Origin of the sequence: Devosia sp. (assembly GCF_025809055.1) — a bacterium.
Taxonomy (GTDB): Bacteria; Pseudomonadota; Alphaproteobacteria; order Rhizobiales; family Devosiaceae; genus Devosia.
Genome location: NZ_CP075529.1, coordinates 3,388,921 through 3,410,805, shown reverse-complemented (window position 1 = coordinate 3,410,805; position 21,885 = coordinate 3,388,921). Strand labels below are relative to the sequence as shown.

Here is a 21,885-nt window from a genome sequence, read left to right as displayed (position 1 = left end):
TGCCTCCCCGGCCGGTCTCGTGCATCACCCGACCAACAGACACGGAGGCGTGACATGCGGGTGATGGTGATCGGATCGGGTGGGCGGGAACATGCTCTGGCCTGGAAGATCGCGCAGTCTCCGCTGGTCGAGGCGCTGTTCGTGGCGCCGGGGAATGGCGGCAGCGAGAAGGTTGCGACCAATGTGGCGGTCGATATCACCGACCACGCGGCCGTGATCGCCGCGGCCCGCGAGCATGACGTGGACTTCGTGGTGGTCGGGCCCGATGCCCAGGTGGTCGCCGGGCTCGGCGACGATGTGCGGGCGGCGGGTATTACCTGCTTCTGTCCGTCCAAGGCCGCGGGGCAGCTCGAGGGCAGCAAGAGCTTTACCAAGGCGCTGTGCGACCAGTTCGACATTCCCACCGCCGGTTATGCCCGCTTTGAAAGCGAAGACGCCGCGCTTGCCTATCTCTACACCCAGCCGGCCCCGATCGTGGTGAAGGCAGATGGCCTTGCCGCCGGCAAGGGCGTGACCGTGGCGATGAGCATCGAGGAAGCCGAAGAGGCAATCATCGATTGTTTCTCGGGCCTGTTCGGCGCCTCGGGAGCTTCGGTGGTGATCGAGGAATTCATGGAAGGCGAAGAGGTGAGCCTGTTCGTGCTGAGCGACGGCGAAACCATCCTGCCGCTGACCACGGCGCAGGACCACAAGCGCGCCTTCGATGCCGATCTCGGGCCCAATACCGGCGGCATGGGCGCCTATTCGCCCGCGCCGGTGCTGAGCCGGGACCTCTATGACCGCGCCATGGCCGAAATCATCGAACCCACGGTGCGCGGCATGGCGCAGCGCGGCACCCCCTATGCCGGCGTGCTCTATGCCGGGCTGATGCTGACCGAAGATGGACCCAAGCTGGTCGAATACAATGCCCGGTTCGGCGACCCGGAATGCCAGGTGATGATGATGCGCATGGAGAGCGACGTGGTTCCCCTGCTGCACGCGGTGGCCACGGGCACGCTCAAGGGCCATGACGTCGCCTGGAAGGACGCGTTTGCGCTGACCGTCATCATGGCGACCAAGGGCTATCCCGGCGACTACGGCAAGGGTAGCGAAATCAAGGGCGCCGACGGGCTCGACGACGACACGCTGACCGTGTTTCACGCCGGAACGAAGCGGGATGGGGAGCGTTTACTGGCCAATGGCGGGCGGGTGCTGAACATCACCGCGCTCGGGGCATCGGTCAAAGAGGCACAGGAGCGTGCTTACACAGGCGTGGACCAGATTGACTGGCCGGACGGATTTGCCCGCAGCGACATCGGCTGGCGCGAAATCGCCCGCGAGCAGGATTGAACCCTTTCTCAATCTTGGCGCGCTAGCCTCATCTCTCGAAACCGTCTCGGCTGCGGCCCCGCCGCAACGCCAGCCAACGCCATTGCAACGGCGCGGCATGGCGCTGGTGGAGCGGCTGCGTGCCAGACATGGGGAGCGCGCAGGCATGGATTTCGGAGGGGGACCACGGATCGGGGTGGCGCTGGGCGGCGGCTCGGCGCGCGGGCTGACGCATATTCCCTATATCGAGGCCATGGATGAGCTGGGGCTCAAACCCTCGGTGATCTCGGGCACCTCGATCGGCGCGCTGATCGGCGCCGGCTGGGCATCGGGCATGAGCGGCAAGGAATTGCGGGCGCATTCGTTCGAAGTGCTGGGCACATTGCGCACGATCGCGGGAAAGCTCTGGGCCACGCAGGTGCGCGGCATCGGCGGCCTGCTCAAGAACGGCATTTCCGTGCAGCTCGACGCCATGAGCATCGTGGATGCGTTCACGCCGCCGCACTTTCCACGCGAATTCCGCGACCTCAAGGTGCCGCTCTATGTGGTGGCCACCGATTTCCAGAGCTGGCACCAGGTGGTGTTCAATGCCGGGTTGCTGAAACCGGCCATTGCCGGGTCGCTGGCCATTCCCAGCTTCTTCCGCCCGGTCGTCTATGAAAACCACATCCTGGTGGATGGGGGCGTGGTCAATCCGCTGCCGCTCGACCAGGCCGATATCGATACCGATTTCCTCATCGGCATCGATGTGGCGGGCGATCCTTCGGCGAACCTGACCAAGACCGACCACAAGGCCATCGACATCTGGTTCGGCTCGGCCCAGATCATGATGCACTCGCTGACGGCGCATATGATGGCGGCCTATCCGCCGGACATCTACATCCGGCCGCGCGTCTCCCAGTTTGGCGCCATGGAGTTCTGGCGGGTGCGGGAGATCATCAAACATGCCGAGGTGGAGAAGGAGCGCTTCAAGCGCATCCTTCACACCAAGGTCGAGGACTATATCCAGAACCGCATCCCGGTGATCGACAGCAATCCGGACTGACCTCGCGCGGTTTGGCCCCTATTGGGCCAGGAAGCGGGCGGCGACTTCGCCAGCCTGGGTGGTTTCAAGAATATTGTAGTGGGTGCGACCGGGCACCACGGCCAGTTGTGCCAGCGGGCGCAGCGACCCGTCGAGGCCGGCATCGCGCGCGAACCCGCCCAGGGCACGGTACATGGCGACGATCTGCTCGGCCGTGACGCAATCGGCATCGGCAAACAGCAGCAGGGTCGGGACGGTGATACCGGCAAAATCGGCGCTCCAGTCGTGGTGCTGACTCTGCAGTTCGCCCATCTTGCGGAAGGCGGTTTCCCAATCGATGTCGGGATAGAATGAGGCGAGGGGCGAGGCGGCCATGCCGGCGCCGATCTGGGCGGCATTGTCGACCATGGCCGGGAAGGTGCCGCGCACTTCGGGATATTGGCCGGCATTGTCCATGTTGCCGCTGACCAATACCAGGCGGGTGACCTTTTCTGGATGCTGGATGGCCAGGCGCGTGGCGACGCCCGCGCCCATGGAATAGCCCAGAATATCGGCGGCGGGCAGCTTGAGATGATCGAGCAGGCCCGCAACATCGTCGGCAAATTGCTCGTAGCCATAGGCCCGATCGATATCGCGGGTGAACCCATGGCCCTGCATGTGTGCGACGATGACCTGCCGGTCCTGGGCCCAGAGGGCAATGTTGGGACCGAACTGTTCGGTGGCACCAATGCCGCCATGCAGGACCAGCAGCGGTTCGCCGGAGCCATGGATTTCATAGTAGAGATCGAGGCCGTTGACGGGGGCGAATCCGGTTTTGGGGGCGTTGGTCATGGTGGTGTTCTCCTGTGCGAGGGGTGAGATGAGGCTCGAAGCCAAAGTGGCGGTGGCAGCAAGGGCAACAAAGGTTCGGCGCAACATTTGTGTATCTCCATTTGGTTATATACCCAATGGGTATTCCATAACCAAGTGGTTGTCAACACCTCATCTCAATCAGCGACGGTCACCACAACGCTGCCGCGCTTGCGGCCGGTATCCACATAGGCGTGGGCCGCCGGCAGGTCGGAAAAGGAAAAGACCCTGTCGACATGGCTGACATAGGTTCCGGCCTCGGCCAGCCGGGCCAGTTCGACAATGTCCTCGGCCCGCTCGGCAGCCGGACCGGCAATCATGCGCGTGCCATCGGCACCCTTGCGCAGGCTCCCCAGCATTTCCCGAATGCCGCCGGCAATGGCGAGATAGCGCCCGCCGGGCTTGAGCGCTTTCTGGGCCCGGGCAAAATCGGTGGCGGCGACGCAATCGGCGACGATGTCGTAGCGCGCGGGACCGGCAAGCGGATTGGTGGCCGTGTAATCGATGACCTGATGGGAACCAAAGCGGGTGAGCAGATCGCGATTGGGTGCGCTGGTGGTGGCCGTGACATCGGCACCCTGATGGCGCGCCAATTGCACCAGTGACAGACCAACGGCGCCCGAGCCGCCCAGCACCAGGATGGACTGGCCCGGTTGCAGACCTGCCTGGCGCAGGTAATGCAGCGCGGTGGTGCCGCCGAAACAGAGGCCGGCAGCGGAAGTGAAATCGAGCCGGCCGGGCATGAGCGCGATGCGGCCGATTTCAGGGATCGTGGCGTATTCGGCATGGGCCCCCATGGCGCCGCCAAAAAAGGCGATGACGCAATCGCCGGACCGATAACGGGTCACATCCTGCCCTACCGCCTCGACGACCCCGGCCAGTTCGGTGCCCAGAACGGGCTGGCGCGGGCCGTTCCAGCCCAGGGCCAGCCGTCCCATAAGGGTCATGCCGGGCGGCATATCCAGGCCGCGCACCCGCACGTCACCGGAATTGACCGTGGTGGCATGGACGCGGATCAGAACCTCGCCTTGTTTTGGCGATGGCGTGGGCACCTCTTCGAGGCGCAGCACTTCAGGGCCGCCATAGTGGCGAGCAATCCAGGCTTTCATCGTTCTTGCTCCAAATGACCTTTAGCGGTCCGGCTGTGCTCCGGCCTTCCATTGGAAGACCTCGCCGATCTCGACGCCAAACACTTCGGCGATGCGAAAGGCGGCTTCGAGGGAGGGCGAATATTTGTTCTGCTCGATGGCAGCGACGGTCTGGCGGGTCATGCCGATGGCGTCGGCCAGTTGCTGCTGGGTCATCTCGCCATGGTCGAACCGCAGGCGGCGGATGGTGTTGCTGATGGGGGGCGGCGCCGGCATCAGGCGTAGCGCCGGTATTGGACGATCACCAGAATCTCGCGCAGCACGGCGGCCGCGGCGGTGACGAAGAGAATGAGGTTGATCAGCATGATGGCCGTTGCCCCGGCGGGATCCGCGGCAAAATCGGTGCGGGCGATATCGGTGATGGCCTTGCTGAGCAGGACCACTCCTACAAGTGCCACTTCGAGCACGGCCAGCCCGACGCGATTGGATATGGCCTCGATGCGGGTTTCGAGCTCGTCGGGTGGCGGATCGAAAGCCTGCCCGCCCAGCTTTGCGGAAATGAGGGCGGCCGGCAGCATGATGGCGATGGCGAGGCCGAGGCATTTGAGGAACCGCCAGAACAAGTCATCGCCATCCAGCAGCCCGGCTGCATAATCGGTCCAGACACTCCAGAAATACCAGCCGAAGATCACGAGGGACGTGACGACGGCAATCCAGGCCACCTTTTCGCGCATGGTCATGGCGCACTCCATGGAAAGAATATTGCGCTCTATGTGATACATAATTTGCATTGAGTCAAATATTTTTAACATATTGGGGCAGCGTGGGGTGTGCTCGTAGTTGCCGGTGCGGGGTGGGTTTGAAACGGAGGTTCCCGCTTTCGCGGGAATGACATTGTGGGGGTGGCATGGCCGGTGGGTGTGGCGGGAGGGTCAAAGGGCCAATCAGAGGAGACCTCATGGTGAGCTTGTCGAACCACGAGGTCGAGCGGGTGGAGGCTTTGGTGCCACGACCTCGTCCTTCGACAGGCTCAGAGCCTGCCCCCGCGAAGGCGGGGGATGAGGTCTACTCCAGGGCAGAGTCTGCTGTTGGTCTCCAATGCGGGGGTGGTTCTGAAACGGAGGTTCCCGCTTTCGCGAGAATGACGCGGTGGGGGGGGGGGAATAGCCCAGTGGGCTGCTGTGACCCAGTGTGGGTGTGGAGTGGTCCGGTGGGGTGCCCGCTGGGCAAGGCGGCAAAGTTGGGGAGACCTCATGGTGAGCTTGTCGAACCACGAGGTCGAGAGCGGGGGCTCGGTACCACGACCTCGTCCTTCGACGGGCTCAGGATGAGGTCTACTCCAGGGCAGAGTCTGCTGTTGGTCTCCAATGCGGGGGTGGTTCTGAAACGGAGGTTCCCGCTTTCGCGGGAATGACATTGTGGGTGGCCCGATGCGAGTGCGCGGGCACACCCGGCACCCGCGTGGGATCAGTCGCGCAGTTTGCGGAAGAAGTCCTGGAGGAGCGACTCGGCGCGGGCGGAGGACAGGCCTGAAATCACTTCGGGATGGTGGTGGCAGGTCGGCTGGTCGAAGAGGCGGACGCCGTTTTCGACGGCGCCGGCCTTGATGTCCTCGGCGGCGAAATAGACCCGGCGGAGCCGCACATGGGCGATAGCGCCGGCGCACATGGCGCAGGGTTCGAGGGTGACGTAGAGGTCGCAACCATCGAGGCGGCCCGTGCCGCGCGCCGCGAGGGCGGTGCGGATGGCCAGCATTTCGGCGTGAGCGGTGGGATCGCGCAGGGCCTGCATGCGGTTGCGCTCGGCCGCAAGAATGGTGTCGCCCTCGACAATGACGGCACCAATCGGCGCCTCGCCGGCGGCGGCGGCCTCTTCGGCGAGGCTGAGAGCGATATCCATGGGCGCGGTGGCGGACATGGCAATTCCCTAGCCTCTTGTGGGCTCTTGCGCAAACGGGTCGGAAAGCGGTGACGGCTCGCCTATATTGGACGCACAGGAGAATCGCCCTTGCCTATCCGCCAACTGCCCGAAGACCTGATCAACCGCATCGCCGCCGGCGAAGTGGTGGAGCGGCCGGCCAGCGTGGTCAAGGAACTGGTCGAAAACGCCATCGACGCCGGGGCCAGCCGGATCGTGGTGACGACCGGCAATGGCGGCATGGACCTGATCCGCATTACCGATGACGGCCACGGCATGGACGAGGCGGACCTCAAGCTGTCGGTGGAACGGCACGCGACCTCAAAGCTCTCCGCCGACGACCTGGACAATATCCGCACGCTGGGCTTTCGCGGGGAAGCGCTGGCCTCGATCGGCTCGGTGGCCCGCCTGTCAGTTGCCTCGCGGCCGAAAGGCGCCGAAAGCGGGCTGGTGCTGGTGGTCGACAATGGCCGGCGCAAAGGCCCGATGCCGCAGGCGATGAACCGGGGCACCGTCATCGAGGTTAAAGACCTCTTTGCGCAGGTGCCGGCCCGGCGCAAATTCCTCAAAAGCGCGCGGGCCGAGACGGCGGCCATCACCGACGTGGTCAAGCGCCTGGCCATGGCCAATCCCGAAATCCACTTCGTTCTCGACGGCACCGACCGGACGGCGAGCAACTGGCCAGCGGTTTCCGGCGAGGGTGCGCTGGCGGCGCGGCTGGGCCAGGTGATGGGCGCCGACTTCATCGACAATGCCGTGGTGCTGGCGACGGCCCGCCACGGCGTGGTGGTGGCCGGAATGGCGGGCCTGCCGACCTATACGCGGGCCAATTCGCTCAGCCAGTTCTATTTCGTCAATGGCCGCTCGGTGAAGGACAAGGTGCTGGTGGGCGCGGTGCGCGCGGCCTATGCCGACTATGTGTTTCGCGACCGGTTTCCGGTGGTTTCGCTCTATATCGCCATCGATCCGGCGGAGGTGGATGTCAATGTTCACCCCGCCAAGGCGGAACTGCGCTTTCGCGACCAGGGGGCGGTGCGCGGCGCAGTGATCCGCGCCATCGGCCAGGCCCTGGCGGCGGCGGGGTTCAAGGCCTCCACCAGCGTGGCCGAGGATATTCTGGGCGCTTTTTCGGCGCCGGAGGGGGCCGCATCCCCTGCCCCGGTTGCTGCCGGCATTGCGGAAGACCTCCAGCCCCATGGCTGGGGCAGCACCCAGCGGGCGCCGCTCAACTTTGACCGGGAGCCGGGCCGGTTTGCCGGCTTCACCGAGCCCAGCGCCCGGGTGGAAGCCACGGCAGAGCCGAACGGGGTTGCGGACTATCCGCTGGGCACGGCGCGGGCGCAGATGTTCGACAATTACATCATTGCGCAGAACGAAGGCGGCCTGCTGCTGGTGGACCAGCACGCGGCCCATGAGCGGCTGGTCTATGAGCGCTTCAAGGCGCAGATGGCGGCAGGACCGGTTGCCAGCCAGGCGCAGCTCATTCCGGTGATCATCGAGATGCCGGAGGAAGATTGCGGGCGGCTGGAGGAGGCAGCGGCGGAGCTTGAAAGGTTCGGGCTCTATCTCGACCGATTCGGCCCACGCGCCATTGCCGTGCGGGAGACCCCTGCCCTGCTCGGCAATACCGATATTTCGGGGCTCGTCCATGACCTGGCGGATGGCCTGGCCGAGTGGGATAGCACGGCGGCGCTGAGTGGGCGCATGGAGGCCATTATCGGGCGCATGGCCTGTCATGGCTCGGTGCGCTCGGGGCGGCGGCTGCGGGTCGACGAGATGAATGCGCTCTTGCGCGACATGGAAGCGACGCCCCATTCGGGCCAGTGCATTCACGGGCGGCCGACCTATGTCGAGCTCAAGAAGGGCGATATCGAGCGGTTGTTCGGGCGGAGCCGGTGAGGCGTCGTGGCGCTCTTCCCTTCTCCCCTTGAGGGAGAAGGTGCCCGAAGGGCGGATGAGGGGGTCTTCTTCTTGGTCGAGGATGTGCGTCTTAACAAGCAGACCCCTCACCCGTCTCGCGCTTTGCGCGATCCACCCTCTCCCACAAGGGGAGAGGGGAAGAAAGGCACTCAACGCATGACTTCAGGCATTCACCACGTCACGCTGATCACCAATGAGGTGCAGGCCAATGTGGATTTTTATACCGGCTTCCTGGGCCTCAAGCTCGTCAAGCGCACGGGGGGCTATGAGGATGCGCGGCAGTTGCATCTGTTCTATGGCGATCGCGCGGCGACGCCGGGATCGCTGATCACCTTCCTTGTCTGGCAGGGCGGATCGTCGGGCGGGGCCGGCGCGGGGCAGGTCAGCGAGGTGGCGCTGGCCGTCGCGCCGGGCTCGATCGGCTTCTGGATCGAACGGGCGCTGCGCATGGGGGTGCGCAGCGATGGCACATCGCAGGAATTCGGCGAGACGGTGCTGCGGCTGCGCGACCCGGATGGGGTGGTGATCAAGCTGGTGAGCACGGACCTGCCGGTATTGGACATGCCCGAGGGCGATATTCCCGCGCTTCACCGGATCCGGCGGATTTTCGGGGTGACGCTACTGACCGAAGTGCAGGAGGAAACCACCGATTTCCTCACCCGCCATTTCGGCTTTCGCAAGGGCCCGGCGGAGGGGCCCATCCAGCGGCTGCTGTCCGACATCGGCGATGTGCTGGATGTGCGCGACGCGGCGGGCTTCTGGCCAGGGGCGCCGGGGGGTGGCACGGTGGACCATGTGGCTCTGCGCGCCGTGGACGCGGCAGAGGTCGAGCGGGTGGAAAGTGCGCTGCGGCAGCGCAATTCGAGCCTCACCACTCTGCACGACCGCAACTATTTCACCTCGCTCTATGTGCGGGAGCCGGGCGGGGTTTTGCTCGAAATGGCCAGCGATGGGCCCGGCTTTGCCAAGGACGAAACGCTGGAAACGCTGGGCATGACCCTGTTCATGCCGCCGGACACGGCTGACCCCGAGGCGATGAAGGTCATGCTGCCGCAATTCGGACTGCCCGGGGAAGAGCGGGTGGTTTATCGCGATCTCATCTACAAGCACCGCTTCCACACGCCTGACCAACCCGATGGCGCGACTATGGTCTTGCTGCATGGCACGGGCGGCAATGAGATGGACCTGATGCCGCTTGCGCATCGCGCGGCGCCGCATGCCACTCTGCTGGGCCTGCGCGGACGCAGCACGGAAAGCGGCGTGCAGCGCTGGTTCCGGGGCTTTGGGCCGGGGATTTTCGACCAGAAGGATGTGCGCTTCGAGGCCGGAGCGCTGGAGGCGTTTTTCGCGGAAGCGCGCACCGCCTATGGGCTCAAGCCCGAGGCGACGGTGGCGCTGGGCTATTCCAATGGCGCCAACTTTCTGGCGGCGGCGATGCTTTTGCATCCGGCGCTGGTTCGCCGCGCCGTGCTGCTGCGGCCGGTCATGGTGCTGGACCCCGTGCCGGAGGCGGACCTCCATGGGATTTCAGTGCTGATCGCGCTGGGTGAAAGCGATGCCTATCGCAGTGAAGGCGAACGGCTGGCGGGAATTCTGGCGGATGCGGGGGCGAATGTCCGTGTCGAGACGCTGGAGGCAGGGCATGGCCTGGGCGACGGCGATCCGGCCGCCATCGCCCAGTGGCTCGATGAGAGCACTTCGCGTGCCGGCTGAACAAGACCGCGTGCCTTAGCGCCTTCGTTGGTCAGGCCGCCCCAGCCATTCGGCACAGCCTTATGGCCTTGCGGCCTCAAATCGCTCCACTGGAGCGATTTGAGGCCGCAAGCCAACATAGCGCGATCGCGGGCGGATCAGGCGGCCATTGGCGACCTGCTCGTGCGCATGGGCGAGCCAGCCGCCGACGCGGCCGGCGGCAAATACGCCGGTAAAGGCATCGCGCGGGAAACCCAGCGCTTCAAGCAACAAGGCGGTGAAATATTCCACATTGGTGTCGAGCACCCGATCCGGCTTGGCGGCGCGGAGGGCAACGAGCGCGTCCCTCTCGATGGCTTCGGCCAGGGCCAGGCGATCTGCGTCCATGCCACCGGCTTCGCCCAGACGATTGAGCGCGCCCTTAAGTGCATCGGCGCGCGGATCGCGGACGCGATAGATGCGATGGCCAAAGCCCATGAGCCGTTCGCCGCGATCCAGTTCAGCCGTGATCCAGGTGGCGGCATTGGCCGGGGTGGCAATGGCATCGAGCATGTCGAGCACCGGACCGGGCGCACCGCCATGCAGCGGCCCCTTGAGGGCGCCGAGGGCCGCTAGAACGGCCGAAGTATAGCCGGCGCGGGTCGAGGCCACGACGCGGGCGGCGAAAGTGGAGGCGTTGAGACCATGATCGGAGACGGTCACGAGATAGGTATCAAGCCCAGAAATCGCCGCCGGGAGCGGTTCGGCGCCGGTCAGCATGAACAGCATGTCGGCCGCCTGCCCGCGCTTGAGATCGGGCGCGATGACGGCCTCGCCGGCCTTGCGGCGGATGAGAGCGGGCACGAAAACGGCGGGTGCGGCGGCGAGCAGCAGCGCCGTATCAGCGCTTTCGCCATCGGTCAGCCGGGCCATCAGTGCACGCAGGCCTTCGGTGATCGAGAGGGCGAGAATGCCGGCATCGATATGGGCAATTTCGGCAAAGGCGCGCTGCCGGGCTGCAGCGAGGCGGCTGCGGATCGCGCCCGCATCCAGACCAATGGCCTCACCGAGCAACAGGGCCAGAATGTCCTCGAAGCTGGTGCGTCCGGCCAGGTCATCCAGGGTACGCCCGCAAATGACCAGACGCCCATTGGCGCCATCGACATCGCTCAGGCGGGTTTCGGCGGCGATCACATCATCGAGACCGGACATATTGCATCTCCTTGCAGTTTGGCCCTAGATTCCGAAGATCAAGATTGACGTCAATCTTGATCGTTTTGATCAATGTGAGGCGCGATGAGCTGGTTGACCGCGGAACAGGCCCTGGCCCGGCTGGGCACCAAGCCGCAGACCCTTTATGCCAATGTCAGCCGCGGCCGCATCACCGCCAGGCCCGACCCTGACGATCCGCGCAAAAGCCTCTACCGGCTTGACGACGTCGAGCGGCTGGCCGGCAGGCAAAAGGGGCGCCGACCTGCCCAGACGGTCGCGGCGGAGTCGATCGCCTGGGGCGAACCGGTGCTGGACACGGCGATTTCCACCATTGTCGATGACCGGCTGCTCTATCGCGGCAGGGATGCTGCCCAACTGGCCGAGACGGGAACGCTGGGGGCGGTGGCGCAATTGCTCTGGGCGTCGGACACGCGGCCGGATTTTGCCAATCGCGCCCGGGCCCGGCAGCCCGGGATCGCGGCCGCCTATCAGGCCATTGCCGAACTGGCGGCAACGGACATGCCATCGGCCGGACGCCAACGGGCCGTGCTGTTGGCTGATGCGGCGCGTGTTGTTGCCTTTCTCGCCGGAGCGATTGCCGCGCCCGGCACCGACCCCGTGCATTTGCGCCTGGCGCGGCAGTGGCAAAGACCCGAGGCGGCCGAGCCGATCCGCATTGCGCTGGTCCTGTTGGCCGAGCACGAACTCAATGCGTCCACCTTTGCTGCGCGGGTGACGGCCTCGACCGGGGCGCCGCTGGCGGCGGCGGTGCTGTCCGGGCTCGCCACCCTCAGCGGGCCGCTGCATGGCAATGCCAGCCAGAGCATGGCGGGATTGATCGAGCAGGCGCAGAGGGTGGGCGTCACTGCGGCGATCACCGCGCAGGTGCGGCAGGGGGCCGCCCTGCCCTGTTTCGGGCACAAGCTCTATGCCGGCGGGGACATGCGCGCGAGCACGCTGATGGCGGGCTTCGCGGTGCCGGCGCTGTTTGGGGACATAGCGGAGGTTGGGGAACGGCTAACAGGCGAAAAACCCAATGTCGATTTTGCGCTATCGGCGCTGGTGATGGCGTTCGATTTGCCGGCCGATGCGCCGCTGCAAATCTTTGCGCTGGCACGCAGCGTCGGCTGGATCGCCCATGCACTGGAACAGGTAGAGATGGGCACGCTGATCAGGCCGCGGGCCCGGTATGTCGGGGTGTGAGGGGCGAAGGCCGGGGCGTTGCGAGGCGGCGGTGCCGGGCTTAGGGACTGGAACGCCGAGCGCGCAATCACCCCCTCCGAGCTTCGCTAAGGCCCTTTGGGCCAAGCTACGCTTGCTTGCCATTCGAGCGCAGCTCTCATGGCCTTTTCCGCTAAGATCGCTCCACCGGAGCGATCTTGCCTTCGGCCGCTTCAAAGCCCCTTTCAGGGGGAGGTGAAGAGAGATTTAGTCACGAGGTCTGCACCCCTCACCCTGGCGCTCTCACCATAGTCGGGAGGTGGGGCCGGTGCAAAACTACCCAAACACGCTGGCGCCCTTGTCGGCGACGCCGACGAGGCTGCGGAAGCCGGCGAAGAGTTCACGGCCCATGCCGAAGTGCTGGGGACGCAGGTCTTCGCTGGCGGGGGTGCGGGAGAAGAATTCGCGTTCGTCGCCGAGGAAGGTGAGCGTGCCTTCATTGGCATCGAGCCGGATCATGTCGCCGTCGCGGATCTTGCTGATCGGGCCGCCATCGACTGCCTCGGGGGTCATGTGGATGGCAGCCGGCACCTTGCCGGAGGCGCCGGACATGCGGCCATCGGTGAGCAGCGCCACCTTGAAGCCGCGATCCTGCATCACGCCCAGGGCCGGGGTGAGCTTGTGCAATTCGGGCATGCCAAGCGCCTTGGGGCCGGAGAACCGGACCACGGCGATCATGTCGCCGGTCAATTCGCCCGCCTTGAAGGCGGCCTGCAGACCTTCCTGGCCGTGAAAGACGCGGGCCGGCGCCTCGACCACGCGGTGCTCGGGCTTGACCGCCGACACCTTGATGACCGAACGGCCGAGATTGCCCTTGAGCAGCTTGAGGCCGCCCGTGGGCTGGAACGGGGTCTTGGTGCCCGTAAGAACTTTGGGCAGCGCGCTTTCGTCCGGGGACGGCTCGAAGGAGAGTTTGTCCTCGATGAGCTTGGCTTCCACGGTGTAGTTGGACAGCCCATCGCCCCACACCGTCTTGACGTCCTCATGCAGGTGACCGCTTTCCAGCAGTTCCTTGATGAGAAAGCCCATGCCGCCGGCGGCGTGGAAGTGGTTCACATCGGCCACGCCATTGGGATAGACGCGGGCCAGGAGCGGGGTGGCGTCGCTGAGATCGCTCATGTCGTCCCAAGTGACCTGGAGCCCGGCTGCCGCGGCCATGGCGATCAGATGCATGGTGTGATTGGTGGAGCCGCCGGTGGCGTGCAGGCCCACGAGACCATTGACGATGGCCTTTTCGTCGATGACGTGACCAATGGGCGTATAATTGTTGCCCAGGCTGGTGAGCGACAGCGCGCGCCTTGTGGCTTCGCGGGTCAGGGCGTCGCGCAGGGGCGTGCCCGGATTGACGAAGCTGGCGCCCGGCAGGTGCAGGCCCATGATTTCCATGAGCATCTGGTTGGAATTGGCGGTGCCGTAGAAGGTGCAGGTGCCGGCGGAGTGGTAGGACTTGCTCTCGGCTTCGAGCAGTTCGGCGCGGCCGACCTTGCCCTCCATATAGAGCTGGCGGACCTTGGACTTTTCGTCATTGGGCAGGCCCGAAGGCATGGGGCCGGCCGGCACGAACACCGCCGGGAGGTGACCGAAGGTCAAGGCGCCGATGACGAGACCCGGCACGATCTTGTCGCAGATGCCGAGATAGACCGCGGCATCGAACATGTTGTGGCTGAGGGAAATGGCGGTGGCCATGGCGATGACATCGCGGCTGAACAGCGACAGGTCCATGCCCGGCTGACCCTGGGTGACACCATCGCACATGGCGGGCACGCCCCCGGCCACCTGAGCAGTGGCGCCGATCTCGCGGGCCGCTTCCTTGATGATATCGGGGTAGAATTGATAGGGCTGATGAGCGCTCAGCATGTCGTTGTACGAAGTCACAATACCCAGGTTGAGGGTCTTGTTTCCGGCCAGGGCCGCCTTTTCGGAGGGGGAACAGGCGGCAAAGCCATGGGCGAGATTGCCGCAGGAGAGCGCGGCACGATAAACGCCCTGTTCCCTCGCGGCATCGAGACGGTTGAGATAGTCGCGACGGGTATCGCGGCTACGCGCGGCGATACGGTCGGTCACGTCCTGGATGGCCTGGCGGACAGTCATGCTTAGTCTCCATAGCTCGCAAGGGCGCGCCAAAGGGGGGCCGCTGGCGCGGATTCAGCCCTGCCTGTGACACCGGCATTCCGGGGACGGCCAGAGCGATCGATTGGGGATCGCTCCAGGAGCCCTCAGGGACACCAGTAAACTGATAGCGGCGCGCCGGAGCGCAGCACGGCCCGAATGGGCATGTCTTCGACCGGGCCATCGCCCAGCGCCTTGTCCAGCACCTCGGCCTTTTCGGCGCCTTCGATGTGAAGGTAGAGACCATCGGTCTCAAGCAGGCGCGGCAGGGTAAAGGTGATGCGCGGCTCACCAGCGCCGGGCGCGCGAATGGCCAGGGTCGGGCCCTCGGCAGTCAGCGCGGCATCGAGCGTGTCGCCGCCGGGAAAAAAGGATGCGGTATGGCCATCATTGCCCATGCCGAGAATGACGGCGGCGAAGGGTTTGGGCAGTTCGGCCATGAGGGCATTGGTCTTGGCGATATGGGTGGCATCGGGCTCGTCGCCGCCGGAATAGAGCGGAAAGAAGCGGGCCGTGGCCGCAGGGCCCTGCAGCATCTTCTCGTTGACCAGCAGAGCGTTGGAGCGGTCGGACGTTTCATCGACCCAGCGTTCGTCCACCAGCGTCACGACAGCCCTGGACCAGTCTATATCCTTGGTCTTGCCCAGCGCCTGGAAGAACTTTCCGGGGGTCGAACCGCCGCTGACGGCGATGGCAGCGCTGCCGCGCGCGGCAATGGCATTGCGGATGCGATCGGCAACGGACTCGGCGAGTTCCCTGGCCAGGGTCGGCTTGTCGGCGAAGCTGCGGCGATCGATGGTCATTGGGCTTGGCTTTCAGTCCAGAGAGTGTGGGAGCAACCCCCACCTAACCTCCCCCTTGGAAGGGGGAGGAACAGATCGTGCTGGCCTCACGAATGGGGCCCTTCATACCAGGTGCGGCCGTCGCGTTCGATGAGGGCCACGGCGCCGCTCGGGCCCCAGGTGCCGGCAGTGTAGGTCTGCGGCGGCTCGGCGGCGCGATCCCAGGCTTCGCGGATCGGATCGACCCAGTTCCAGGCGGCTTCCAATTCGTCGCGGCGCATGAACAGGGTCTGGCTGCCGCGAATGACGTCCATGAGCAGGCGCTCATAGGCCTCGGGGGTGCGTTCGGCGAAGGTTTCGGCGAAGGAGAGGTTGAGCGGCACTTCCCGCAGGCGCATGCCGCCGGGACCGGGATCCTTGATCATCAGCATCATCTTGACGCCCTCGTCGGGCTGCAGGCGGATGATGAGCTTATTGGGCTTTGGCGCGCCTTCGGCGTGATCGAAGATCGAATGCGGAATGGGCTTGAACTGGATGCAGATTTCCGAGACGCGCTCGGCCATGCGCTTGCCGGTGCGCAGATAGAAGGGCACGCCGGCCCAGCGCCAGTTTTCGATCTCGGCCTTGAGCGCCACGAATGTCTCGGTACGGCTGCCCTTCTTTTCCTCGGGCAACTCATCCTGATAGGAGGCCACCGAGGCGGTTTCGGACTTCACGCCGCGATATTGGCCGCGCACAGTTTTCGTGGCGACTTCGCCATTGGAAATGGGCCGGAGGGCACGCAGCACCTTGAGCTTTTCATCGCGCAGGGCATTGGCATCGTCATTGGCTGGCGGCTCCATGGCCACAAGGCAGAGCAGCTGCAGCATGTGGTTCTGGATCATGTCGCGCAGGGCGCCAGATTCGTCGTAATAGCCGCGCGTGCCGGCGCCGACGCTTTCGGCCACGGTCAGTTGCACGTGATCGATATGAGCCGAATTCCAGACCGGCTCGAACAGCGTATTGGCAAAGCGCAGGGCCAGCAGGTTCTGGACGGTTTCTTTGCCGAGATAATGATCGATGCGATAGACCTGATCTTCCTTGAAGATCTTGGCCACGCCGTCATTGATCTCCTGGCTGGAGGCCAGATCGTGACCCAGCGGCTTCTCGATGACCACACGGGCATCGCGCCGATAGACCTTGGTCTTGGACAATTGCTCGGCAATGGGCTCGAACAGATCAGGCGCCACGGCCAGATAGAAGGCACGCACGACCTTTGGATCGTCGCGCAGGGCCTTCTTGAGGTCGCCCCAGCCGGCTTCGTCGGAGACGTCGTTGACGACATAGGAAAAGATCGAGATGAAGCGCTTGATGGCGGCGGCGTCCTGATAGGGCGCCTCGACAAACTGGGCGATGGCGTCGCTGGCCAGTTTCTGGAAATCGGCGTCGCTGAGCTTGGAGCGGGACACCCCGATGATGCGGCTGGATTCGTCGAACTGGCCATCGAGGAAGCGATGGAACAGCGCCGGAATGAGCTTGCGCTTGGTCAGGTCACCGGTTGCGCCAAACACCACATAGTCGAATGGCTGAACGGGAATGATGCGGCTGGACAATGGGCAGGTCCTTAGTTTGACGTCGCGTGCTGGCGGGCGAGGATGATCGCCCCGTGCAGCGGTTCGTATTTCGGCAGGGCGACAAAGTCACCATATTGTTGTTGCAGCACCGGGAAGAGGCGTTGTCCGAGACCGCCGACGATCGCCAGTACCTTGGCGCCGTGGCTTTTGAACCAGGCGACATAGGTGGCGATATAGCCCAACTCGATATCGAGCATCTTGAGGGCGACCGGGTCGTCCTTTTCCAGGTAGTCGAACAAGAGCGGCATGAGTTTGCCGAACTCGCCGGGCGCGCGGCCGATCAGGGCGTCGTCTTCGGCGCCCTCATTGCCGGTCAGGCTCAAACCCAGTTCGGTGGCGAAGGACCAGGTCATGGCGCCCTGATTATTGCCGCCAAGCGCAGCGATGACCGCCCTAGTCAGGGGCGACGCCTCGACCAGCCCATCTTCGGCTTCAACAGCGTAGCGCGCAAGCTCGCGGCCCAGGATGGCGCCGCTCATCTGGTCGCCGATGTGAAAGCCCCAGCCGCCGGCCTGGTAGCGCTTGCCATCGACGATCGACATGGCGGCCGAACCGGTGCCGATGATGGCGACGCCACCTTCTTCGCCACCCAGGGCGCCGGCATGGGCAATGTCGATGTCGTCATAGACTTTGACGCCGGCAAAGGGCCACTTGCGGGCGGCGAAGGCATCACGGGCCGAATCCATGCGGCCGCCGGCCATGCCGAAACAGGCGTAGGTATTGGCGGTTTCGGAATAATCGATGCCGGCTTTTTCGAAAGCGTCGCGGGTCCCGTCCATGATGGCCCGATAGGCGGGGTCGCCACCATCGATCTGCAGATTGGACCGGCCATTGCGAACCTCGGCCAGCGTCTGCAGGTTCTCGTCGGCCAGCCTCACGCGGCAATTGGTGCCGCCGCCATCAACGCCAAGAAAATATCGTGGCACGAAATGCAACTCCGTCTCTGGTATGGGCAAAGCGGGGCGGGCGCCTGCCGGCTGCCAGAATCCCCGGGCGATGCCCTACACTAGGTCTGATTTCGGCGCGGACCATAATGCGAAAGGCGATAAGACGAAAGTAGCATAGGCCAGAAATTGTACGCCGGAAGCGTGCAGAATGCATGGCTCGCGTGATCCGTGCACAAGCCCTCGGCCGCCAGGCGTCTCCCGTGACATTTCAAGCACTTACCCCAAGGGGGCGGCGACAAAGCCGGAAGTTTGGAATGATTGTGAAAATCGTTTGCAAAAACAATGGGTTGTGCCCGACGCCGTGAGCAGGTATGGCCGCTTTGACACCCGGAGACCCGCCATGGAAGCCAGCAAGACTCTCAAGATTGCCCTGGCCAGCCTTGCGGTGGGACTGACGGTGCTGGCGCTTAAGGGTGCAGCCTGGTGGATCACCGGCTCGATTGCGCTTTTCTCCGACGCGCTGGAATCAATCGTCAATGTGGTCACGGCCATCACCACCCTGATCGCGGTGCGCCTGGCGCAGCGGCCGGCCGATGCCAGCCTGCCCTATGGCTACCACAAGGCCGAATATTTCTCGGCGGTCATTGTCGGGGTGATGATCATCGTAGCGGCGCTCTTGATCCTGCGCGAGGCAGCCATGGGCCTCATGGCCCCCGAAATGCCGGAAAATCCTGGCCCCGGCATGGCCATCAGCGTCGGGGCCACGGCGATCAATCTGGTCTGGGCGCGCATCCTGATCCGGCATGGACGGCAGGTGCGCTCGCCCGCCGTCGAGGCGGATGGCAAGCACCTGATGACCGATGTCGTCTCGACCGGTGGGGTTCTGGTCGGGCTTGCCCTGGTTTACCTCACCGGATGGGTGGTGCTCGACGCCGTGCTGGCGGGGCTGGTGGCACTCAACATCCTGTGGTCGGGCTGGGGCGTCATTCGCGACAGCGTTGGCGGGCTCATGGACGTGGCCGTGCCGCCCGAGACGCAAAAGCTGATCCGCGAGACCATTGCCACCAATGCCGATGGCGCCATCGAGGCCCATGACATTCGCACGCGCCAGGCCGGCGCGCTGATTTTCATCGACTTTCACCTGGTGGTGCCGGGCGCCATGAGCGTCGATGCGGCCCACACCATATGCGACGCCATCGAGGCCAAATTGCGCGACGCCGTGGACAAGGCGCAGATCACCATTCACGTGGAGCCGGAAAACAAGGCCAAGCATGCCGGGATCGTGGTATTGTAGCGCCATGAGATCGAGACCGGCCCGAATTATCGCGCATATCACTGCTGTCTGCCTGTTCGCGCTGGCGGCCCTGCCCGTCCAGGCCCAGTTCTGGACCAGCTACACCAATGCCCGCTTCGGCTATGCGCTGGACATTCCGCCCGGCTATGAAGGCCAGGGGGAAAGCGACAATGGCGATGGGCAGCTTTTCTACCTGCCCAACCGGCAGCATGAATTGCGCGTCTGGGGCGGGTGGTCGACCGTCACCGCGGACAATTTCGAGGGCGAAGTCGCCAACCGGTTGTCGCAGGACCTCATTGAAGGCTGGCTATTGTCCTACCAGGCCTCGACGCCGCAATGGGCAACCTGGTCGGCAACCAGGGGACGGTTCATCATGTACCAGCGGATGATCACCCTGTGCGATGGCGACAGCTATGCCGCGTTCCGCGCAGTTTATCCGGCGCAGGACCTGTCGGACATGCACGAGACCATCGAGGGCCTCGTGCGCTCCTTCGTTCCCACCGCCTGCTGACGACCGATCAGCGAAAATCGGGGTGCGGATAGCCGATCGAGACGATGTCGACGCGCACGTCCATGGCATCCAGGATCGGATTGTCCGATGATACTTCGCGATCGCCCATGACCGAGTCGGTGTCCACATCGGCGGGATAGTCCTGCGGCGAAAAGCGCAGCGAGAGAATGCAGTCGCCCGGAAAGTCTGACAGCGCGCCCGATTGCGGGCTGGTCGATCCACCATAGTCCCAGCCGAAGCCGGAAAGGGTGAAGGGTTCGCCATTGATGGCCTCAACCTCGTCCATGCTCTGGCCGACCCGAACGCCACCCGGGCCCGTCATGGAAGGGTTCAGTTCGATGTAACTGGGGCCTTCGCGCTTGTCCTCATCCCACCAGACAAATTCGATCTGCTTGTCCGGATCACCATCGAAGACGCGGGTGGCGAGCATTTCAATGCCTTCCGGGCCGGGCACGGTGCCGGTCCAGACATTGTCGGCGCCGTAGATCTCGATCAGACGCTGTTCCGAACTGTCGATGGCAAAGGCGCCTTCGCAAGCGATTTCGTCTGTGGGAGCGGGCTTGAACTTTTCCTTGGCCAGGGCCGGGGCGGATACCGGCAGCGCGAGGGCCAGAGCTAGAAGAGACAGGCGGGCATACATGGCGGGTTCTCCTCGATGCGGAATTATTCTGTCGCAGGCTTTGTCGCCCTGCAATTGGCGACTCGCGATATGAACACAGCCTGAAAGGAGACCATGAGCCATGAAGCCCATCACCTTTAGCCGCGAGGAAACCAAGGCCATTGTCGGCGAGATCCAGGACTATTTCCGCGAGGAACTCGACCAATCCATCGGCGCCATACCCGCCGAGATGCTGATGGGATTTTTCGCCGAGAAAATGGGGGCCTATTTCTACAATCGCGGGCTCTATGACGCGCAGACCCTGGTGCGCAAGAAAATCGACGATGTCAGCGACGAGATCTTCTCGCTCGAACAGCCCACCAAGCACCTGCGTTGATGCGGTTGTTATTGCGCAATCCCACTATTTTGCCGCCATGGGAGTGATACAAGGCACGGCCGGACTGCGTTCCGGTTTGAGCAGGAGCAAGCCTTGGGCCTCAACGTCCCTACCCTCGCCCCGATCGGGCTTTTGATCGCCTCCAACATATTCATGACTTTTGCCTGGTACTGGCACCTGAAATTCCACGGCGCGGCGCTGTGGATGGTGGTGCTGATCAGCTGGGGCATAGCCTTTTTCGAGTATTGGCTGGCCATTCCGGCCAATCGCATCGGCTATCAGGTCTATTCAGCGGCAGAGCTGAAGACGATCCAGGAGGTGATTTCGCTCAGCGCCTTTGCGCTGTTCGCCGTGTTCTACCTGGGAGAAAAGCTCACCTGGAACCACGGCATCGGCTTTGCCCTGATCGGGCTGGGCGCCTTCTTCATCTTCAAGGGGCCGCTGAAGTAGCGACCCCATAGAGCAAGGCCAAGCTAGCCGAGGCACTCCAGAAGGCCGTTGGCGAGGCCATGCAGCAGGTTGGAATAGAGCTCGGGGCCTTCGGTCAGCGCCGCGCCTTCCGGATCGAGCGTGCCGGCCTTGGCCTCGGTGCCTTCGATGATGGTATTGACGATGGCCGGCTGGAAATTGGGTTCGGCAAAGACGCAGGTGGCGCCCAATTCGGAAACCTTGGCCCGCAATTCGTCGATGCGGGCAGCGCCGGGCATGGCTTCGGGCGACACGGTGATCGAACCGGCGACCTCGAGACCAAAGCGGTTCTCGAAATACTGGTAGGCATCGTGGAAGACGATGAAGGGCTTGCCGGCGATCGGTGCCAGCGTTTCGCGCAGATCCTCGGTCAAAGCATCCAGCCGCACCTGTTCGGCCTCGGCATTCGCCTGGTAAGTCGACGCATTTTCCGGATCGGCCTCGGACAGGACGGTGGCAATCTGGGTGACCATCAGTTTGGCATTTTCCGGATCGAGCCAGAAATGCATGTCGCCCTCGCCCTCATGGTGATGGTCGTGATCGGCGTGATCACCATGATCGTGGCCATGATCGTGGCCGTCTTCGCCCTCGTGCATATGGGGCTCAAAGGCGCCGCCCTCGCGGACGGGCAGCAATTCGATGCCGGGAGAATCGGCCAGTTCCACCACTTCGGCATTGATGGGCAGGGTTTCGAGCGCATCGGCCAGGAACAGTTCCATGCCATGGCCGGTCCAGAACACGATGTCGGCCGCCTCAAGGGTAGCGGCGTCGGACGGGCGGAGCGAATAGCTGTGTGGGGAGGCTGCACCCTTGACGATAAGACCAGGCGCGCCGACATCGCCCATCACCGCGGCCACCAGCGCGTGCACCGGCTTTGTCGAGGCGACGACGCTAGGCGCGGCCATGGCGGTGCCGGTGAGCAGCAGCGTCGACAGGGCGGCGAGGGACAGGGTGAATTTCTGCATCGAGTGGCCTCTTGGCAAAGGGAGATCGGCAAGCGATATGTTATGTTATTA

At 64.2% G+C, this 21,885-nt stretch carries 21 protein-coding genes; 9 read left to right on the top strand and 12 right to left on the bottom strand.

All coding sequences use genetic code 11. The features are described from left to right. Window positions 1-54: 54 nt before the first annotated feature. Complete coding sequence (purD, locus tag KIT02_RS16745) at window positions 55-1,329, top strand: phosphoribosylamine--glycine ligase (protein WP_297580295.1); 1,275 nt, start codon at window positions 55-57, stop codon at window positions 1,327-1,329. 145 nt (window positions 1,330-1,474) lie between these two features. Then, window positions 1,475-2,353, top strand: a complete 879-nt coding sequence (locus KIT02_RS16740) for a patatin-like phospholipase family protein (protein ID WP_297580293.1) — start codon at window positions 1,475-1,477, stop codon at window positions 2,351-2,353. A gap of 18 nt (window positions 2,354-2,371) precedes the next feature. On the opposite strand, the gene KIT02_RS16735 is transcribed toward KIT02_RS16740, so the two are convergent. From KIT02_RS16735 to KIT02_RS16715, 5 genes are all read right to left on the bottom strand, one after another. After that, a complete protein-coding gene (locus KIT02_RS16735; protein WP_297580291.1) occupies window positions 2,372-3,163 on the bottom strand; it encodes an alpha/beta hydrolase in 792 nt (263 codons plus the stop codon). Between the two features lie 155 nt (window positions 3,164-3,318). Beyond that, entirely contained in the window at window positions 3,319-4,290 is a 972-nt protein-coding gene (locus KIT02_RS16730; protein ID WP_297580289.1) for an NAD(P)-dependent alcohol dehydrogenase, read from the bottom strand. Window positions 4,291-4,311: 21 nt separating this feature from the next. After that, on the bottom strand, window positions 4,312-4,545 hold the full coding sequence (locus KIT02_RS16725) for a helix-turn-helix transcriptional regulator (RefSeq protein WP_366520564.1): 234 nt from the start codon (window positions 4,543-4,545) through the stop codon (window positions 4,312-4,314). Beyond that, window positions 4,545-5,009: a hypothetical protein gene (locus tag KIT02_RS16720; RefSeq protein ID WP_297580287.1), complete on the bottom strand. Its 465-nt coding sequence runs from the start codon at window positions 5,007-5,009 to the stop codon at window positions 4,545-4,547. The genes KIT02_RS16725 and KIT02_RS16720 overlap by 1 nt, the downstream gene beginning before the upstream one ends. 727 nt (window positions 5,010-5,736) lie before the next feature. Beyond that, entirely contained in the window at window positions 5,737-6,186 is a 450-nt protein-coding gene (locus KIT02_RS16715) for a nucleoside deaminase (protein ID WP_297580285.1), read from the bottom strand. A 90-nt stretch (window positions 6,187-6,276) separates the two neighbouring features. Here KIT02_RS16715 and mutL point away from each other — a divergent pair, with 90 nt between their 5' ends. Together mutL and KIT02_RS16705 are read left to right on the top strand one after the other, a co-directional pair. Continuing rightward, window positions 6,277-8,085, top strand: coding sequence for a DNA mismatch repair endonuclease MutL (mutL, locus tag KIT02_RS16710; RefSeq protein ID WP_297580283.1), 1,809 nt, complete (start codon window positions 6,277-6,279; stop codon window positions 8,083-8,085). A 177-nt stretch (window positions 8,086-8,262) separates the two neighbouring features. After that, entirely contained in the window at window positions 8,263-9,819 is a 1,557-nt protein-coding gene (locus KIT02_RS16705) for a VOC family protein (RefSeq protein WP_297580281.1), read from the top strand. A gap of 60 nt (window positions 9,820-9,879) precedes the next feature. Here KIT02_RS16705 and KIT02_RS16700 read toward each other — a convergent pair whose 3' ends face one another. Continuing rightward, window positions 9,880-10,989 carry a citrate synthase gene (locus tag KIT02_RS16700; RefSeq protein ID WP_297580279.1) on the bottom strand — a complete coding sequence of 370 codons (1,110 nt, stop codon included), beginning with the start codon at window positions 10,987-10,989 and terminating at the stop codon, window positions 9,880-9,882. A gap of 84 nt (window positions 10,990-11,073) precedes the next feature. Between KIT02_RS16700 and KIT02_RS16695 the strand changes: the two genes are divergently transcribed. Next, the gene (locus KIT02_RS16695) at window positions 11,074-12,192 is read left to right on the top strand and encodes a citrate synthase (protein WP_297580277.1); all 1,119 of its coding nucleotides are present in this window, start codon (window positions 11,074-11,076) and stop codon (window positions 12,190-12,192) included. A gap of 294 nt (window positions 12,193-12,486) precedes the next feature. Here KIT02_RS16695 and edd read toward each other — a convergent pair whose 3' ends face one another. From edd to KIT02_RS16675, 4 genes are all read right to left on the bottom strand, one after another. Beyond that, entirely contained in the window at window positions 12,487-14,301 is a 1,815-nt protein-coding gene (gene edd, locus KIT02_RS16690) for a phosphogluconate dehydratase (protein ID WP_297580275.1), read from the bottom strand. A gap of 125 nt (window positions 14,302-14,426) precedes the next feature. Then, window positions 14,427-15,122, bottom strand: a complete 696-nt coding sequence (pgl, locus tag KIT02_RS16685; RefSeq protein ID WP_297580273.1) for a 6-phosphogluconolactonase — start codon at window positions 15,120-15,122, stop codon at window positions 14,427-14,429. 86 nt (window positions 15,123-15,208) lie between these two features. Continuing rightward, window positions 15,209-16,693 carry a glucose-6-phosphate dehydrogenase gene (gene zwf, locus KIT02_RS16680; RefSeq protein ID WP_297580271.1) on the bottom strand — a complete coding sequence of 495 codons (1,485 nt, stop codon included), beginning with the start codon at window positions 16,691-16,693 and terminating at the stop codon, window positions 15,209-15,211. An 11-nt stretch (window positions 16,694-16,704) separates the two neighbouring features. Next, complete coding sequence (locus KIT02_RS16675; RefSeq protein ID WP_297580269.1) at window positions 16,705-17,640, bottom strand: BadF/BadG/BcrA/BcrD ATPase family protein; 936 nt, start codon at window positions 17,638-17,640, stop codon at window positions 16,705-16,707. Window positions 17,641-18,001: 361 nt separating this feature from the next. Between KIT02_RS16675 and KIT02_RS16670 the strand changes: the two genes are divergently transcribed. Both KIT02_RS16670 and KIT02_RS16665 read left to right on the top strand, forming a co-directional pair. Beyond that, a complete protein-coding gene (locus KIT02_RS16670; protein WP_297580266.1) occupies window positions 18,002-18,895 on the top strand; it encodes a cation diffusion facilitator family transporter in 894 nt (297 codons plus the stop codon). Between the two features lie 4 nt (window positions 18,896-18,899). Beyond that, entirely contained in the window at window positions 18,900-19,406 is a 507-nt protein-coding gene (locus tag KIT02_RS16665) for a hypothetical protein (protein WP_297580264.1), read from the top strand. A 7-nt stretch (window positions 19,407-19,413) separates the two neighbouring features. Here the strand turns inward: KIT02_RS16665 and KIT02_RS16660 are convergent, their stop codons facing one another. Then, window positions 19,414-20,046, bottom strand: coding sequence for a hypothetical protein (locus KIT02_RS16660; protein ID WP_297580262.1), 633 nt, complete (start codon window positions 20,044-20,046; stop codon window positions 19,414-19,416). A 100-nt stretch (window positions 20,047-20,146) separates the two neighbouring features. Between KIT02_RS16660 and KIT02_RS16655 the strand changes: the two genes are divergently transcribed. Both KIT02_RS16655 and KIT02_RS16650 read left to right on the top strand, forming a co-directional pair. Next, complete coding sequence (locus KIT02_RS16655; RefSeq protein ID WP_297580260.1) at window positions 20,147-20,401, top strand: DUF2164 domain-containing protein; 255 nt, start codon at window positions 20,147-20,149, stop codon at window positions 20,399-20,401. Window positions 20,402-20,494: 93 nt separating this feature from the next. Continuing rightward, complete coding sequence (locus KIT02_RS16650; protein WP_297580258.1) at window positions 20,495-20,851, top strand: DMT family protein; 357 nt, start codon at window positions 20,495-20,497, stop codon at window positions 20,849-20,851. 23 nt (window positions 20,852-20,874) lie between these two features. On the opposite strand, the gene KIT02_RS16645 is transcribed toward KIT02_RS16650, so the two are convergent. Further along, on the bottom strand, window positions 20,875-21,834 hold the full coding sequence (locus KIT02_RS16645) for a zinc ABC transporter substrate-binding protein (protein ID WP_297580256.1): 960 nt from the start codon (window positions 21,832-21,834) through the stop codon (window positions 20,875-20,877). Window positions 21,835-21,885 lie beyond the last annotated feature (51 nt).